The sequence below is a fragment of the Pantoea allii genome (assembly GCF_046529425.1).
In the GTDB taxonomy this organism is placed as follows: domain Bacteria; phylum Pseudomonadota; class Gammaproteobacteria; order Enterobacterales; family Enterobacteriaceae; genus Pantoea; species Pantoea allii.
The window spans coordinates 3,454,674-3,470,551 of sequence record NZ_CP125958.1; the positions used below are offsets into that span (position 1 = coordinate 3,454,674).

Here is a 15,878-nt window from a genome sequence, read left to right on the forward strand (position 1 = left end):
CCGCCTCCCTGCTCGTGCTTAATGCTGCGTCGCGCTCTCACTGTTCCAGTGTCGGATCCATGTCAGCACCATTTTGGGATAGCGCCGAAGCGGCGTCGCTTCTTTCGCGCCATTCTGCGGCGTGGCCGCGGGCTCAGCCTGATAGATAACACTTTCATGCGGCTGGTAGTCGTTGACGTTCACCGGAGAATGCGTGCTCACCCAGTCTCGCAACACCTGGGCATCTGGCTTGCCGCTGTTAACATAACCCGGATGCGTATCAATTCGCGGATAGCCATCACCACCTGCGGCATTAAAACTGTTCGTCGCCATACGGTAGGTTTTTTCATCCGCCAACGGCTGGCCGTTGATGCTCACCTGACTGACTGCATTGCCGTTAGCGATGAGGCTGACATTGGCTAACTGGGCGAAGCCGCCTGAATCGGGTTTGATATTTGCCACCACCGCCAGATAGCGTCTGATTTCTGCGCCGGTCATCGTCACGGAAACCACATGATTGCCGAAAGGTTGTACCTGTAACAGATCGCGCCAGGTTACCGGGCCTGATTTAAGCGAAGTGCGGATACCGCCGCCGCTCATCACAGCAAAGTCAGCCTGCGTCGCCGCCATCTGTGCTCGCAATATCAACTGCCCGATAGCGCTTTGTGTAAAGCGCACTGTCTCTTTTTCACCGGGGAAATCCCCTTTCATGCTGCCGACATTCACCAATAGTTTGGCATCAGCTCGCTTTTGAAAAGGCGTCAGTAATTTCATCATTGCGGTGTTATTGGGGATCGCTTGCTGCCAGGTAAGCCAGGACTCACTGCCATCATGGTTTTTGATTTTGTGCTTGAGGTTAACCGGTATGAGTTGATAGGCCTCCAGGGTTAATTCCCCATTGCGATAGATAAAATCGCCGCGGCCCACGTATTTGCCCCATTTTTCCGCCTGCATAATCCATACGCCGTTCTGACGGTCAGGCTGACAGGGTTGGCCTGGCAGGTAGTCTTTACGACTGACATTCTCTTTTTCCATACATACCGCATCATGAGAGTGCCCCCCGACGATCACATCAAGCATGCCTTTCGGCAGACTGCGCGCCAGCGTCACGTCACCTATACCGTTACTGCCGTGCTTACCATCGTCGTAATGACCAAGATGAGTTAATGCCACGATAACGTCTGGCTTGTCGCTGGCACGCAGCTCGGCCACGGCCTTTTCTGCTTCGGTAACGGGATCGCGGAATTCGATGTCGGTTAGCTGTGCAGGGTTCGTCAATTTGGCGGTATCCGGCGTGATCAACCCGAGCACAGCGATTTTCAGCCCCATGCGCTGAAAGACAGCCCAGGGTTTAAACAGGCGTTTACCAGTGCTTTTTTGGTAGACGTTAGCGGCCAGGAAAGGGAATTTGGCCCATTTTTCCTGTTTACGCAGGACGGCGAGCGGTTTATCAAACTCGTGATTACCCAATGTCATGGCATCATAGCCAATCAGGTTCATACCGCGGATATCGGGTTCAGCATCCAGTTCATCCGATTCAGGCACGCCGCTGTTAACATCGCCCGCAGACAAAATTAGCGCGCCACCGCCTTTGGCCTGGATGGCGTAACGTTGCGTATCCATCAGCGTTTTTTGCGCAGCCAGCCCATATTCGCCCTGCTCATTAAACCAAAAATGACCATGCTGATCGTTGGTGTGCAGAATGCTGAAACGGTAGCTCCGGTCAGGCTGGGCGGCCTGGGTTAATATGGATGACAGCATCACCAGTAGTGCCAGACCTGCTCTTGCCCATCGAGATAACACCACAGCCCTTCTCCTTTAATGATTGTCCGTTTAATCCTGCGGGAAACAGGCCCTTTCTGTATTGCATCTTAACCGCGGTGGCCCAGCGTCCATAAGGCGTTGTCTGTTCCAGTATGGCCGATAATGTGGCCCGACAGGCAACCCCAGTGGTTCGATTTTACCTGCCACGCACCCTAACACCGCGAATACAGGGCGCGTGTATGTTGACGCACTGTGATCCTGTTGTTCATTAAATGACCAGCAGGGTTAACAGCTTCATCGTTATGTTGATGAAGTTAACATCATAATGATTTTCCGCATTGATGCGTACGTCGTAAAAATAAACATACCCGAGATCTCCACCGCGCGGTTCCGTTATGCCATCACAATAGATTGTTTTAGCATCACTTCCACGGCAGGCAGCTATACGTCAGGTCGGTGCGTAATCTGCCCCTCCGACCCAGGCGGCTAAATGGCTTCAGCAAATCCCGATCTGGTTGCGGTTAGTGACTGTTGTCAGCGCATTAGCGCGTCATCGACGTCACCTCTGTGTCATTTAAGGGGAGTAAAATTTTAATCTTGTGCTCTCGGCTCAGCGCTGAATCAGTCGATAAGCGGGATAAGTGATAAAAACAGCCTTTCGATTGCATTTTTCTTGTATTTTCATATTTTTTTCTGTTAATCCCACAAATTATTCAGCGATCCTTTCCGATATGCATTAAACTCATTTGTTACAACCGGATACATTTACATCCAAGGAGACTGGCATGCATCACACCACACCGTTGATTACGACTATCGTCGGGGCTCTGGTCCTGGCTTTTCTCCTTGGCATGCTGGCAAACCGATTACGAATTTCACCCTTAGTGGGTTATTTAGTCGCCGGCGTGCTGGCGGGGCCTTTTACGCCGGGGTTCGTGGCAGATACCAATCTGGCACCCGAACTCGCGGAACTTGGCGTTATCCTGCTGATGTTCGGCGTCGGTCTGCACTTCTCACTGAAGGACCTGATGTCGGTAAAGCGGATAGCCATTCCCGGTGCTATCGCGCAGATCGCCGTGGCGACCTTGCTGGGAATGCTGATGTCGTGGGCGATGGGCTGGTCATGGATGACGGGCTTAGTGTTCGGTTTGTGTCTTTCTACCGCCAGTACCGTGGTGTTGCTGCGCGCACTGGAGGAACGCCAGCTTATTGAAAGCCAGCGCGGCCAAATCGCGATTGGCTGGTTGATTGTTGAAGACCTGGTAATGGTGCTCACGCTGGTCCTGTTACCCGCCATTGCCGGCATGATGGAGCAGGGAAATGCCAGCGCCAGCCTGGTGATATGGGATCTGGTCTGGACCATCGGTAAGGTTGCCGCCTTTATGGTGTTAATGATGGTGGTGGGCCGCCGTGCTGTGCCCTGGATTCTGGCGAAAAGTGCCGCCACCGGCTCGCGTGAGCTGTTTACGCTGGCCGTATTGGCCCTGGCGCTGGGGATTGCATTTGGTGCCGTCGAGTTCTTTGATGTTTCCTTTGCCCTGGGCGCTTTCTTTGCCGGTATGGTGCTGAACGAATCCGAGTTAAGCCAGCGCGCTGCCCGTGACACGCTGCCGCTTCGTGATGCCTTTGCGGTGCTGTTCTTTGTCTCTGTCGGGATGCTGTTTGATCCGATGATTCTGGTAAAAGAGCCGCTGGCGGTGCTGGGCGCGCTGGTGATTGTCGTCATAGGGAAATCTGCGGCAGCCTGGCTGCTGGTATCGCTGCTGGGCCATTCACGCCGAACTGCAATGACCATCTCGGTCAGCCTGGCGCAAATTGGTGAGTTTGCCTTTATTCTCGCCGGGCTTGGCATCTCACTCGGCCTGCTGGATGAAGAAGGGCGTAGTCTGGTACTGGCTGCCGCGATCCTTTCGATTATGATCAACCCGGTCCTGTTTACGTTGCTGGGCCGTTACCTGTCCCGTAACGAAACGATGGAGCAACAGACGCTGGAAGAGGCGCTGGAAGAAGAGCAGCAGATTCCCGTTGATGTCTGTCAGCATGCGGTGATTGTCGGCTATGGCCGCGTAGGCAACCTGCTGTGTGAACAACTGACGGCGCTCAATATCCCGGTAGTCGTGGTTGAAAGTTCGATTCCACGCGTGAAAGCGTTACGCGATCAGGGTGTCCGGGCGGTGCTGGCCAATGCTGCCCGTGCCGACACCATGGCGTTAGCCCGCGTAGACTGTGCGTCCTGGCTGCTGATCACGATTCCCAACGGTTACGAGGTGGGAGAAATCGTCACCGCCGCCCGCCAGAAAAAAGCGGACATCAACATCATTGTGCATGCACATTACGACGATGAGGTGGAGTACATTCTGGAACGCGGCGCAAACTATGTGGTGATGGGCGAGCGCGAGATTGCCGCCAGCATTATTCAGAAACTGCAGGACGACATGGCGCAGGAGCAGCACAAGCTGGCCAGTGAAGGCCACTGCTAAGCGCCGCAGCCTGACTCACGCCCCGTATCACATTGCGTCGATGCGGGGCGGTTTATCTCTCCGGACTTAACGATCCCAGTAAGACTCTTCCAGACTGTCTTCCCGCTCGGGTAAACCGCGCGTCAGTCGGGGCGAGTGCTGATTCAGCACCTGATAACTGACCCGATTCGCATATTTACAGACCTGAGCCAGCGACGAATAGGTCAGATAAGCGCGCGCATGTTTACTGGAATTAGGCACATTACGGCGATGATAGTTATTTGCCGTAATATCGTGCAGTAACGCCGCGAGCGCGCCATCCCCTGCCCCGTTGGTATTCATTATCTTCTCCGGCCCGCCCATATAAGGGGCGATATGAGAGAAAATGCGTAACGGCTGCTGGCAATCCTGTTTGCGCATCGCGCGGCTAAATTCGTACAGGTTGAATTCTGCAATCGCGCCCGGCAAGAGCGGATGATTCGTTTTGCGCTTAAACGCATCTTCGGTATAACCGGCCATATACAATCCAGTCGGTCCTGCGGTACACAACACCAGATCAACCCATTCCAGTGCGATATCCGATGCCAGCAGAGGATCGGCTTCGCCCGTCAGCGCCAGGGCTTCTTCTTCATTCATCGCCACAATAGAAACATGATCGCGCAGAAAATCGCGCCAGAACTGTGGATTGTCGCCAATCACATGTTTGGTGCCCAGCGTCAGTACCACGGGCACGTTATGGCGCTTCGCGTATTCAATCGCTTTTAACGTTGCCTCTGGCATGGGCTCACCTGCTTCACAGCGGATGAGATAGGAGGTCAAGACCAGGGCAGAAGCGCCTGCGATAACGTCTTCCGGGACGTTTTCCGCCTTAAGCTGGTTCATTTGCCCCGGGCTGATGGCAAAGGTACGATCGCCCTGATCGCCAATCAGCGTAAAGCAGCGACCTATCGCGCCGTCTACGCCCTGCAGATAGTTAAGGTCCATTCGGCTGGAGGTATTACAGAGATAACGGTAGGCATAACCGCCAATCTGGATATTGTTACACATCACGCCCAGCAGTACGGAACGGTCATCCGCCAGCACCGAGAAATTATGCAGCGTATTACCAATCGTGCCGCCCGCGAACTGATGGGTCACCAGTTCGTCACGCATGAGTTCAGCATACAGCGCTTCCGCAACGGCATCGTCAATCACCAGCGAATGACCGGCGCTTAGGCCGTAGCGAACAAGAAAAGCATCATCGACTTTAGCTTCGATATCGACCAGCGTCTGATCGATGCCGACCACCCAACTGCCGTCTTCACTATCAAACGGGGAGGACTGCAACAGCGGATCGCGGGCGCTAACGGGGAAGTAGTGTTTGGATTTACGTTTGCCGGGAAATTTCATGGTAACTGCCGTGAGGAAAAACAGGCAGAGAAGCATATCACATTCTCTGCCATGACTTTAACGGCGCGCGTTGACCCATTGCATCATCATCTCAATGTGTTCTTCATCGGCATTCAGCACAGAGATATCGGCACCTTTCAACCCAACGCCGTGCATCACGTTTTCACTGCGCATCTCTGTCAGGGTTGCCAGACTGCCTGCTGACAAGCAGGACGCATTCTGGCACTAAATTGACCCGTAGCAGCCGGGCTTATCTTGCTGATTAAGGTTTCTTGATGAGGGGAGGCGAGAAAACGAAGGGAATGGTCACGGAGAGGCAGGAGAGAAAAGCGATAACGGCAAAAGGGGCCAGCGAACCCGGCCCCAATAAGCTTAGCCGAGAATCTTAGCCAGCTCTGCACTCACGTCGGCCACATTGCGTGTACCGTCAATTTTGTGATACTCGGTGTTGCCCGCTTCCGCTTCTTTACTGTAGTAAGCAATCAGCGGCGCAGTCAGATGATGGTATTCCACCAGACGTTTGCGGACCGTTTCTTCCTGATCGTCTTTACGTGTGGTCAGCTCATCACCGGTCACGTCATCTTTGCCTTCCACTTTCGGTGGATTGAATTTGACATGGTAAACGCGGCCTGACGGCGCGTGAACACGGCGGCCCACAATACGCTCAACAATCAGTTCATCCGGTACGGCGAACTCCAGCACATAATCCACTTTAATACCGGCTTCTTTCATTGCGTCAGCCTGAGGAATGGTGCGTGGGAAACCATCAAGCAGGAAACCGTTTTTGCAATCTTCCTGCGTGATGCGCTCTTTAACCAGCGCAATGACCAGCTCATCAGTAACCAACTTGCCGGCATCCATGATGGCTTTCGCCTGGTTGCCAAGTTCGGTGCCAGCTTTAACCGCTGCACGCAGCATGTCGCCAGTGGAGATCTGCGGAATGCCGTATTTCTCCATGATGAATTGGGCTTGAGTCCCCTTACCTGCGCCCGGAGCTCCGAGCAGAATAATACGCATTGCGTAAATCCCCTTGCGAATCGCATTGATGAATCTGAGAAGCGGAAGAACATACCATTATGACCCGCCCATCACAAGAAAACGGCGGGTCAGGAAAAACTAGTGTACTGGCTTTAGCGCGCGATAGCAGTGCGTCAGGTCAGTCAAAGGCCATTTTCGGACTGGTGGCTTAAGCTGAAGGGATTTCGTGGCGTTTGCGCAACAAAACCGCGTACCGACAGCCGGCCAGCGTCACAGAAAGAAAAAAACCGGTGAGGTTATCACCGGTTTTATCGTTTTACGCCGTCAGTAACTGGTTCATACGGCGGATAAACTGGTTAGGATCGTCCAGCGTACCGCGCTCTGCCAGCAGTGCCTGATCCAGTAACAGCTCAATCCACTCACCAAAGCCAGTTTCATCCTGCGTCTCCGCCACGCGTTTCACCAACGGGTGATCGGGATTGATTTCAAAGATGTATTTCACTTCTGGCACGTCCTGACCTGCTGCGGCGAACAGTTTAGCCATTTGGGTGGTCATTTCGTTCGCATCCGTGGTCACAATCGCTGGCGTATCGGTCAGACGGTGCGTGAGGCGCACGTCTTTAATACGCTCACCCAGCAAGGTCTTCACGCGCTCAACAAACGGCTCCAGAGCTTTTTCGGCTTCTTTCTGCTCTTCCGTCTCTTCGTCAGCCAGTTTATCCAGCGTATCATCAGCTTTGCTGACAGACTGGAAGGTTTTACCGTCGAACTCGGTCAGGTAGCTCATCATCCACTCGTCAATACGATCGGACAGCAACAGAACTTCGATACCTTTCTTACGGAACAGCTCCAGATGCGGGCTGCTGTTAGCGGCGGCATAGCTGTCGGCCGTGATGTAGTAGATCTTCTCCTGCCCTTCTACCATGCGGCTGACGTAGTCTTCCAGCGAGACAGTTTGCGCCGCGCCTTCGCTTTGAGTACTGGCAAAGCGCAGCAGTTTGGCAATCGTTTCTTTGTTTGCGTGATCTTCCGCCGGACCTTCTTTCAACACCAGACCGAATTCTTTCCAGAACGTCTGGTATTTCTCGCTATCGTCTTTCGCCAGTTTATCCAGCATCTGAAGAACACGTTTGGTCAGCGCGCCACGCAGGCTCTGGGTTACGCGGCTGTCCTGCAGGATTTCACGCGATACGTTAAGCGGCAGATCGTTTGAGTCAATCAGGCCACGCACGAAGCGCAGGTAATTCGGCATAAACTGCTCAGCGTCATCCATGATAAACACGCGCTGCACGTACAGCTTCAGGCCGTGTTTATGATCGCGGTTCCACATGTCAAAGGGCGCGCGAGCCGGGATGTAAAGCAGGCTGGTGTACTCCTGTTTACCTTCTACGCGGTTGTGGCTCCAGATAGCCGGGTCGCTGAAATCGTGGGCGATGTGTTTATAAAACTCGTTGTACTCTTCATCGCTGATGTCTGATTTATTGCGGGTCCACAGTGCCTGGGCTTTATTGATTTTCTCCCAGGTGGTGGTGCCGGTTTCTTCATCTTTGCTTTCGATTTCTACCGGCAGGGCGATGTGATCGGAGTATTTTCCAATAATATTGCGGACGCGCCAGCTGTCGAGGAACTCATCTTCGCCTTCGCGCAGGTGCAGGGTAATCTCAGTACCGCGCTCGGCTTTGCTGATATCAGCAATGGTGTAATCCCCTTCGCCAGCCGATTCCCAGAAAACGGCTTCGTCTTCTGCCGCGCCCGCCGCACGGGTGCGCACAGAGACTTTATCTGCGACGATAAATGCAGAGTAGAAACCCACACCAAACTGACCAATCAGTTGGCTGTCTTTTGCCTGGTCTGAACCCAGAGATTCCAGGAAGGATTTGGTACCTGACTTAGCAATGGTTCCCAGGTTTTCAATCACTTCATCACGACGCATGCCGATACCGTTATCGCTGAGTGTAATGGTCCGGTTGTCCTTATCCACAGAGAGACGCACACGCAGGTCGCCATCGCCTTCATACAGGCTGGCATCAGACAGCGCGCGGAAGCGCAGTTTATCTGCCGCATCCGAAGCATTGGAAATCAGCTCACGCAGGAAAATCTCTTTGTTTGAATAGAGAGAATGGATCATCAGGTGCAGAAGTTGTTTTACCTCTGACTGAAAGCCACGAGTCTCTTGTCCTTTCATGGTCATTGCTACCTCAACAGAATCAGATTTAACGAACGTTGAGGAGGATGTGGGGATAAATGAGAGGTTTTCAAGCCGGTGTCTTTCACAACACCGGCAAGCGTTTAAAATTTAATCTTTTGCCGACCGGCCAGCGAGTGGGACAGCGTGGTGCCATCCACCATTTCCAGTTCACCGCCCATCGGAACCCCATGCGCAATACGGGTGGCATCAACGCCATACTGACCGCACAATTCAGCGATGTAGTTCGCGGTGGCTTCGCCTTCCACGGTAGGATTGGTGGCCAGAATCACTTCATGAAGCGTTTCTTTTTCCAGCCGTTGTTCCAGTCGGTCAAGACCGATATCGCCCGGACCAATGCCGTCAAGCGGCGAAAGATGGCCCATTAACACGAAATAACGGCCGGCAAATTGCCCGGTTTGCTCAATAGCATGGATGTCGGCCGGACTTTCCACCACGCAGATTTGACCATTTTGCTGACGCCGTGGATTGGCGCAAATGGTACAGATTTCCTGCTCGGTGAAGGTGCGGCAATCGGCACAGTGGCCGATTTCCGACATGGCCCGGGTCAGTGCCTGCGCCAGCCGCATTCCGCCACTCCGATCGCGCTGTAGCAGTTGAAACGCCATGCGTTGTGCCGACTTAGGCCCAACGCCGGGTAAACAGCGCAATGACTCCATTAATGACTCTAGCAGTGGGCTGGTTTGCATCAGAACGGCATCTTGAAGCCTGGTGGCAGCTGCATACCTGAAGAGACAGAGGCCATTTTCTCTTTCTGCACTTCATCAATGCGGCGAGCGGCGTCGTTGAACGCGGCGGCAATCAGGTCTTCCAGCATATCTTTGTCGTCCTCAAGCAGGCTCGGATCGACTTCTACCCGGCGGCAGTTATGGGCACCGTTGATCGTGACCTTAACCATGCCAGCACCTGATTCACCCGTGACTTCCAGGGCGGCAATTTCTTCCTGAACCTGGGCCATTTTGTCTTGCATCTGCTGGGCCTGTTTCATCAGGTTGCCCAATCCGCCTTTACCAAACATAGTTTTCTCTCTCTGCTGAGGCTACAACGCGGTTTATTCAGACCGTTGCAGCGTGTTCAAACGGGTCGAATGCTTTCCTCATCCAAATCGGCATCAAAAAAGCGACGAAGGGTTTGAATGTGGGTGTCACTCAAGATTGACTGACGCGCCTGCGCCAGCTTCTCTTCATAAATGGCCTGACGCCACTCCAGTGGCGTCAATACCGTAGAATTATCGTCTTCAATTACCGACAGTTCAACCTGATGCCCTGCTGCCTGACTCAATGCGGCGCTCAGGGCCTGCTGCGCCGACGCAGAATTCAGGTGGCGCTGGCTGGAACGTAAATGCAGGCAAATGCCGTTATCCGTGGTTTCTTTCCATGCATTCAGTGCCAGTTGCTGAACCAGCTTAGGCAGCGGTAAACCTGCGACTTCTGCCGCCCATTCATCTCGCTGCTGGGCTTCCTCCGCCAACCGCGCGGCCAGCTCAGGATTTTTCTCATGCTCAAGCGCAGAACGCAAGGCTTTTGGCGTCGCGACCGGCTCGACGACGACCTCGGTCACCGGCGTTTGCGCTTTCCAGCGGTATGCCTCTTTTTTTACCGGTGCCGCAGGCGCGCTGTCACGCACGCGCTGCTGGCTACGTTCGGTAACAGAGGCCAGTCGTTCCAGCGCGGAGTGAGCCGGCCGCGCACCTGGCGCTGCCGGCTCACTCTTTTTTGCTTTGTTTGCTCCCTGGCGCAGCAACTGGGTGCGCGCCTGCAGGAGCTGGCTGGTGGAACTGGATAGTGAGGGATCGGGCGACGCAGGCGGCACAGCCTGCTGAGTGACAGCCGGTTCCGGTGCTGCCATTTGCGGCTGCGCGGCGGGCGTTTTCTCTGTAGGTTGAGCCGCCACAGTCTGCACTGGTGCCGGGGCAGACTGCGCGGTCAGCGTAGGACGCGCAACCGGTTCGGCGATTGCCGCCTTAGGATGAAACGCCAGTGCACGCAACAGCGTCATCTCGATGCCCATGCGCCGATCGGGCGCGAGTGGTAAATCTTTGCGCCCCATAAGCAGGGTTTGGTAATACAGTTGAAGATCGGCCGGTGGCACGGCGCGCGCCAGTTCACGCAGGCGCAGCGCATTACTCTCTTCGTCGTCATTGAGCGACGCAGGCAGTAGCTGCACCATAGCAATGCGGTGCAGCAGGCGCAGCATCTCAACCAACAATGCTTCCCACTCAACGCCACGTGATGCCGCCTGGGCCAACAGCGCCATCATGTGCTCTCCGTTGCCTTCGACCACCGCTTCAAGCAGACCCAGCGGCTGTTCATCGTCAAGCGTACCCAGCATCGTACCCACGGTGGCGCTGGTCACGCAGCCCTCGCCCATCGCAATCGCCTGATCGGTGAGGCTTAACGCATCACGCATACTGCCATCGGCGGCTCTGGCAAGCAGTTGCAGGGCACGCGGCTCACGCGAAATCTGCTCCTGCTCTAAAACACGATCCAACTGCTGGCGAATCTGATCGACGTCGAGCGCTTTGAGATGAAACTGGAGACAGCGCGACAGAATTGTCACCGGCAGCTTCTGGGGATCGGTTGTCGCCAGCAAAAACTTAACGTGTGAAGGTGGTTCTTCCAGGGTTTTCAGCAGCGCATTAAAGCTGTGGCGCGACAGCATGTGCACTTCATCGATCAGGTAGACCTTGAAGCGGCCACGCGCCGGCGCGTACTGCACGTTGTCGAGCAGATCGCGCGTGTCTTCAACTTTGGTGCGCGAGGCGGCATCAATTTCAATTAAATCGACAAAACGCCCCTGCTCAATCTCGCGACAGTTATCGCACTGGCCGCACGGCGTGGCGGTAATGCCCGTTTCGCAGTTAAGGCCTTTCGCCAGCAGACGGGCAATGGTCGTTTTCCCTACGCCCCGCGTGCCGGAGAAGAGATAAGCATGATGGATGCGTCCCAGAGACAATCCATTCGCCAGCGCCGTCAGAACGTGTTCCTGACCGACAACATCAGCAAACGCCTGTGGACGCCATTTTCGGGCAAGTACCTGATAGCTCATGTGGTTTCGACGAATTTGGATGGAAATGTGAGCGCAGACGCACTGCAACCCCTGTATATGATTGCAGTAGTCTACCAGCTACGCTTTCACCTATCACTCGTTATCTTGAACAGGGAAAGATGAACGGCCTCAGCAGATTGTGAGGCCATAAGCGAGGCTTAGTGGCCGGGGAAATTGACCAGGCTGTAGCTGTCAACGCCCAGCGCCTTGAGACGTGCTTCACCTGCCAGATCGAACAGGTTGATAATAAATGCCGCATCTTTAACTTCACCGCCGGCACGACGAATCAGTTTGATGGTCGCTTCGAGCGTCCCGCCGGTGGCGAGAAGGTCGTCGACCACCAGCACCACATCGCCTGGCTGGATAGCATCTTTGTGCAATTCCAGCCGATCGGTGCCGTACTCCAGCTCGTAAGCTTCGCTGTAGGTTTCACGTGGCAGTTTGCCCGGCTTGCGTACCGGTACAAAACCCAGTTCCAGCCCCAAAGCAACCGGTGCCCCGAACAGGAAACCGCGCGCTTCCGTGCCGACTACTTTGGTGATGCCTTTATTACGGTACCGTTCCACCAGCAGTGAGATAGACGCCGCATAGGCGACAGGATCTTCCAACAGGCTGGTGACGTCACGGAAAAGAATACCCGGCTTCGGGTAATCAGGAATACTTTTGATACTGTTTTTAATCAGTTCAAGCTGCTGCGCAGTGTCGGTCATAATCTTAAGCCTGGTAAAAAAATTCTGTTCTGTTTTGCGCAGCTTCAATAGCGCCAATACCGGGGTAAAGGCTCAGCGGAGATACATCAATAATGGGAAGCTACGCACGAAGAGGCCCAAATCTAAGCAAATGGCCAACTAATTGCAACTTTATCGCGGTGGTAAGGGTTCATCCGCTGTTTCTGCCACCACCGGAATACGCCACATAAACAGCAATAGCAGACACAACATAATAAGTAGCATGATACGTACCCACCACAGCGGCACCAGCCAGAGCGAAACCGCAAAGGTCACCACAATCAGTAGCATCGCCCGGCTTTTTGCACCAGGCGGCATGCCACGGTGTTGTTGCCAGTGCCGGATATAACGGCCAAAAGGGGATGACCAGAGCAGCCAGTGATGAAAACGGGGAGAAGAACGCGCAAAACACCAGGCCGCCAACAGCATAAATGGCGTGGTAGGTAATAAAGGTAATACAATGCCCAGTATGCCAAGCACAATCGCCAGCCAGCCAAGGGTTAATAACACAATGCGTTGCATAAAGGTCGCTCAGCGCGTTTCCAGTCCCATAACCTTAGCATACCTGAGTGCCGGGCGATGAGTAACGCCACGGCATCACAACGACTGCTTAACTGCATTGTGGCTCTGCGCCAGGATATCGCGCGCCAGCCAGATGGACGCTGCCGTTCACCCCGCTTTGACAGCCAGCTCTTTACCACTAAAGGCACCCGGCTGGCGGATTATTTGCAGGAGATAGAACAAAATTACCAGCGCCTTTGCCAGCACAGCGGTGACGTCGCTCGCAGCCAGTGGCTGGCAAGCCATTTGGTGGATCAGATTGCCGCGCTACAACGCGAAGCCAGCACACAGCAGTTGCGCAGCCGACAGGAACGCGTTCAGCCCTCATCGCGGCAGTTAAAATATCAGGAATACTGCGAATATGCGCGTCGACTGCAGGAGATGATTGATCAGCGTGAACAGCGAATGGCGCAGGCAGAAACGCTGGCGATTCAGCAGCAGTTGAAGAAAGATCTGGAGGTGCTGGAAGGTCGGATGGCACGCTGTAAACAGGCTATTCGTTCAGTGGAATGGGCGATGTCGTTATCAAACAGCCCCTTTAGCAGTTAATGCGCTATCTTTGCTGGACGGTATTCCCAGATGGCACGCTTATCTGGCCCATGATACAACTGCTCTGGAGGAAAGATGTCCCTGGATACGGCACCTGAAGAGGTCAAGCTGGCAGTGGATTTGATTCAGCTTTTTGAAGAGAATCAGCTCTCTGTAGAAACCGTGCTGTCGGCATTAGCCATTGTTCAGCGCGATTATGAAAGGAAGCGTGAGGCGCAGCGTAAAGATTAAGCTTTTTTTGCCAGCGTCGGACTTAAGCGCAGCATATCAATCAGCGCATCAACCAGCTCAGGCGCATCGGCAACCAGATCAAATTTATCGGGCGTAAACAGCCAGCTCTCCATCATGCCATTCACATAGCTGCGCATAATCAATGCAGCCTGACGTGTCTGGAAAGTTTCTGGGAGTTGTCCGGCATCAATGCACTGGCGCAGAACATCTTCAATCTCATTGTAACGCTCCAGTAACAGGCTTTGCTGAATGCTTTTTACCGCCGCCATTTCACCCACAAACTCGCATTTGTGGAAGATGATTTCCATCAACGCCCGGCGCTGTGGATCTCGGGCGGTCGCCTGGAAAATATACACGAGCATCGCCCGCAAAATGGAGAGTGGATCACCGGGGTATTTTGTTTGATACTCAAGTTTCACGTCATCCAGCCCTGCATCACTGCGAAGCCATATTTCGTTCAACAGGTCGGCTTTGTTTTTGAAATGCCAGTAGATTGCTCCCCGGGTTACGCTGGCTGCGGATGCGATATCCGCCAGGGAAGTGGCTGAAACCCCCTCTTTTGAAAACAGGGCAAGTGCAGCGTCAAGAATTTGATGCCGGGTTTCAAGTGCTTGCGCTTTGGTTTTTCGTGCCATAGGGGACTTTTTTTACAATCGAGTAAGTTTACATACATTTGTGAATGTATGTACCATAGCACGACCTACACTCTTACGCAGCAATGGGTTCCTGGCTTTGTGATCCATTGATCATTTGATATCGGACTCTAGAGGTTTATTTATGACTAAATTCAGAGGGTTAACGCCTCTGGCGGCCGTCCTGATGCTATCAGGCAGCTTTGTGTTAACAGGATGTGACGGAAATAAATCCGACCAGGCCGCTCAACAGCAACAGCCGCCAGAAGTGGGTGTTGTTACGGTTAAAAGCGAACCGTTAAACATTTCTACTGAACTGCCTGGCCGCACGTCTGCTTATCGCATCGCTGAAGTCCGCCCGCAGGTTTCCGGTATTATTCTGAAGCGTAACTTTATTGAAGGCGGTGAGATTAAAGCCGGTGAATCGCTGTATCAGATCGATCCCGCAACCTATCAGGCGTCCTATGACAGTGCAAAAGCCGATTTAGCCAAGGCAGAAGCGAATGCGCGCATTGCTCAGCTTACGGTGAATCGCTACAAGCCGCTGCTTGGCACTAAATATATCAGCCAGCAGGATTACGATACGGCTGTCGCTACCGCCGCGCAGAACAATGCTGCGGTTCAGTCAGCCAAAGCCAATGTGGAAACAGCACGCATCAATCTTGCTTACACCAAAGTGACCTCGCCAATCAGCGGCCGTATCGGTAAGTCTTCCGTTACAGAGGGCGCGCTGGTGCAAAGTGGACAGACTACGGCGCTGGCGACCGTACAGCAGCTTGATCCGATGTATGTCGATGTTACCCAGTCCAGTGAAGATTTCCTGCGGTTACGCTCGGAACTGGAATCGGGTCAGCTCAAGCAGAACGACGGTAAAGCGAAGGTCACCCTGCTGATGCAAAACGGCAAGGACTATTCTCAGCCCGGTACGCTGGAGTTTTCTGACGTCACCGTTGATCAAACCACTGGCTCAATTACCCTGCGCGCCATTTTCCCGAATCCTGACAAATCACTCCTGCCAGGCATGTTTGTGCGTGCCCGTCTGGATGAAGGCACCAATCCGAATGCCTTGTTAGTGCCACAGCAGGCGGTTAGCCGCACGCCAACGGGGGATGCGTCCGTGATGGTCGTGGGTGCGGATAACAAGGTTGAAGCGCGTAAGATCAAAGCTGCCCAGGCTATTGGGGACAAATGGCTGGTGACCGAAGGGCTTAAAGCGGGCGAGCGCGTGATCTTTACCGGTCTGCAGCGCGCGAAACCGGGTGCACAGGTTACGCCTAAAGAAGCCACAGATGATGCCAAAGCCGCGAGCGGTGATCCGTCCAAAGCGCAGTCTGCTAAAACATCGTCATAACAG

15 protein-coding genes and 1 other annotated feature are annotated in these 15,878 nt (G+C 53.9%); of the genes, 4 read left to right on the forward strand and 11 right to left on the reverse strand.

From position 1 onward, the window contains the following. Nucleotides 1-18: 18 nt before the first annotated feature. The gene (ushA, locus tag QNH99_RS16430; RefSeq protein ID WP_410517679.1) at nucleotides 19-1,740 is read right to left on the reverse strand and encodes a bifunctional UDP-sugar hydrolase/5'-nucleotidase UshA; all 1,722 of its coding nucleotides are present in this window, start codon (nucleotides 1,738-1,740) and stop codon (nucleotides 19-21) included. Between the two features lie 788 nt (nucleotides 1,741-2,528). Between ushA and ybaL the strand changes: the two genes are divergently transcribed. After that, nucleotides 2,529-4,223, forward strand: a complete 1,695-nt coding sequence (ybaL, locus tag QNH99_RS16435; protein WP_410516935.1) for a YbaL family putative K(+) efflux transporter — start codon at nucleotides 2,529-2,531, stop codon at nucleotides 4,221-4,223. A gap of 66 nt (nucleotides 4,224-4,289) precedes the next feature. On the opposite strand, the gene QNH99_RS16440 is transcribed toward ybaL, so the two are convergent. The 9 genes from QNH99_RS16440 to QNH99_RS16480 all read right to left on the reverse strand — a co-directional run bounded on the left by QNH99_RS16440 (nucleotide 4,290) and on the right by QNH99_RS16480 (nucleotide 13,073). After that, nucleotides 4,290-5,591, reverse strand: a complete 1,302-nt coding sequence (locus QNH99_RS16440) for an inosine/guanosine kinase (protein ID WP_063881119.1) — start codon at nucleotides 5,589-5,591, stop codon at nucleotides 4,290-4,292. 57 nt (nucleotides 5,592-5,648) lie between these two features. Continuing rightward, complete coding sequence (locus tag QNH99_RS16445) at nucleotides 5,649-5,798, reverse strand: hypothetical protein (RefSeq protein WP_283350260.1); 150 nt, start codon at nucleotides 5,796-5,798, stop codon at nucleotides 5,649-5,651. 165 nt (nucleotides 5,799-5,963) lie between these two features. Continuing rightward, nucleotides 5,964-6,608, reverse strand: coding sequence for an adenylate kinase (adk, locus tag QNH99_RS16450; protein WP_063878679.1), 645 nt, complete (start codon nucleotides 6,606-6,608; stop codon nucleotides 5,964-5,966). A gap of 277 nt (nucleotides 6,609-6,885) precedes the next feature. Next, complete coding sequence (htpG, locus tag QNH99_RS16455; RefSeq protein WP_109717116.1) at nucleotides 6,886-8,760, reverse strand: molecular chaperone HtpG; 1,875 nt, start codon at nucleotides 8,758-8,760, stop codon at nucleotides 6,886-6,888. A gap of 98 nt (nucleotides 8,761-8,858) precedes the next feature. Further along, on the reverse strand, nucleotides 8,859-9,464 hold the full coding sequence (gene recR / locus QNH99_RS16460; RefSeq protein WP_063878677.1) for a recombination mediator RecR: 606 nt from the start codon (nucleotides 9,462-9,464) through the stop codon (nucleotides 8,859-8,861). Continuing rightward, nucleotides 9,464-9,793: a YbaB/EbfC family nucleoid-associated protein gene (locus tag QNH99_RS16465; protein WP_013024920.1), complete on the reverse strand. Its 330-nt coding sequence runs from the start codon at nucleotides 9,791-9,793 to the stop codon at nucleotides 9,464-9,466. The genes recR and QNH99_RS16465 overlap by 1 nt, the downstream gene beginning before the upstream one ends. Nucleotides 9,794-9,849: 56 nt before the next feature. Then, entirely contained in the window at nucleotides 9,850-11,823 is a 1,974-nt protein-coding gene (gene dnaX, locus QNH99_RS16470; RefSeq protein WP_410516936.1) for a DNA polymerase III subunit gamma/tau, read from the reverse strand. Then, nucleotides 10,450-10,511 (reverse strand) — a sequence feature (DnaX frameshifting element). (Overlaps the previous gene by 62 nt.) A gap of 158 nt (nucleotides 11,824-11,981) precedes the next feature. Further along, entirely contained in the window at nucleotides 11,982-12,533 is a 552-nt protein-coding gene (apt, locus tag QNH99_RS16475; protein ID WP_063878675.1) for an adenine phosphoribosyltransferase, read from the reverse strand. Between the two features lie 150 nt (nucleotides 12,534-12,683). After that, on the reverse strand, nucleotides 12,684-13,073 hold the full coding sequence (locus tag QNH99_RS16480) for a DUF454 family protein (protein ID WP_063878674.1): 390 nt from the start codon (nucleotides 13,071-13,073) through the stop codon (nucleotides 12,684-12,686). A 57-nt stretch (nucleotides 13,074-13,130) separates the two neighbouring features. On the opposite strand from QNH99_RS16480, the gene priC reads away from it, so the two are divergent. Further along, nucleotides 13,131-13,661 carry a primosomal replication protein PriC gene (priC, locus tag QNH99_RS16485; RefSeq protein WP_410516937.1) on the forward strand — a complete coding sequence of 177 codons (531 nt, stop codon included), beginning with the start codon at nucleotides 13,131-13,133 and terminating at the stop codon, nucleotides 13,659-13,661. 75 nt (nucleotides 13,662-13,736) lie between these two features. Continuing rightward, complete coding sequence (rsmS, locus tag QNH99_RS16490; protein ID WP_410516938.1) at nucleotides 13,737-13,892, forward strand: pleiotropic regulatory protein RsmS; 156 nt, start codon at nucleotides 13,737-13,739, stop codon at nucleotides 13,890-13,892. Here rsmS and acrR read toward each other — a convergent pair. Next, nucleotides 13,889-14,527 (reverse strand): multidrug efflux transporter transcriptional repressor AcrR, encoded by a 639-nt coding sequence (gene acrR / locus QNH99_RS16495; RefSeq protein WP_109717113.1) that lies wholly within the window; start codon nucleotides 14,525-14,527, stop codon nucleotides 13,889-13,891. The two genes, rsmS and acrR, sit on opposite strands and share 4 nt — an antisense overlap. A gap of 142 nt (nucleotides 14,528-14,669) precedes the next feature. Between acrR and QNH99_RS16500 the strand changes: the two genes are divergently transcribed. Beyond that, the gene (locus QNH99_RS16500; RefSeq protein ID WP_063878671.1) at nucleotides 14,670-15,875 is read left to right on the forward strand and encodes an efflux RND transporter periplasmic adaptor subunit; all 1,206 of its coding nucleotides are present in this window, start codon (nucleotides 14,670-14,672) and stop codon (nucleotides 15,873-15,875) included. Nucleotides 15,876-15,878 lie beyond the last annotated feature (3 nt).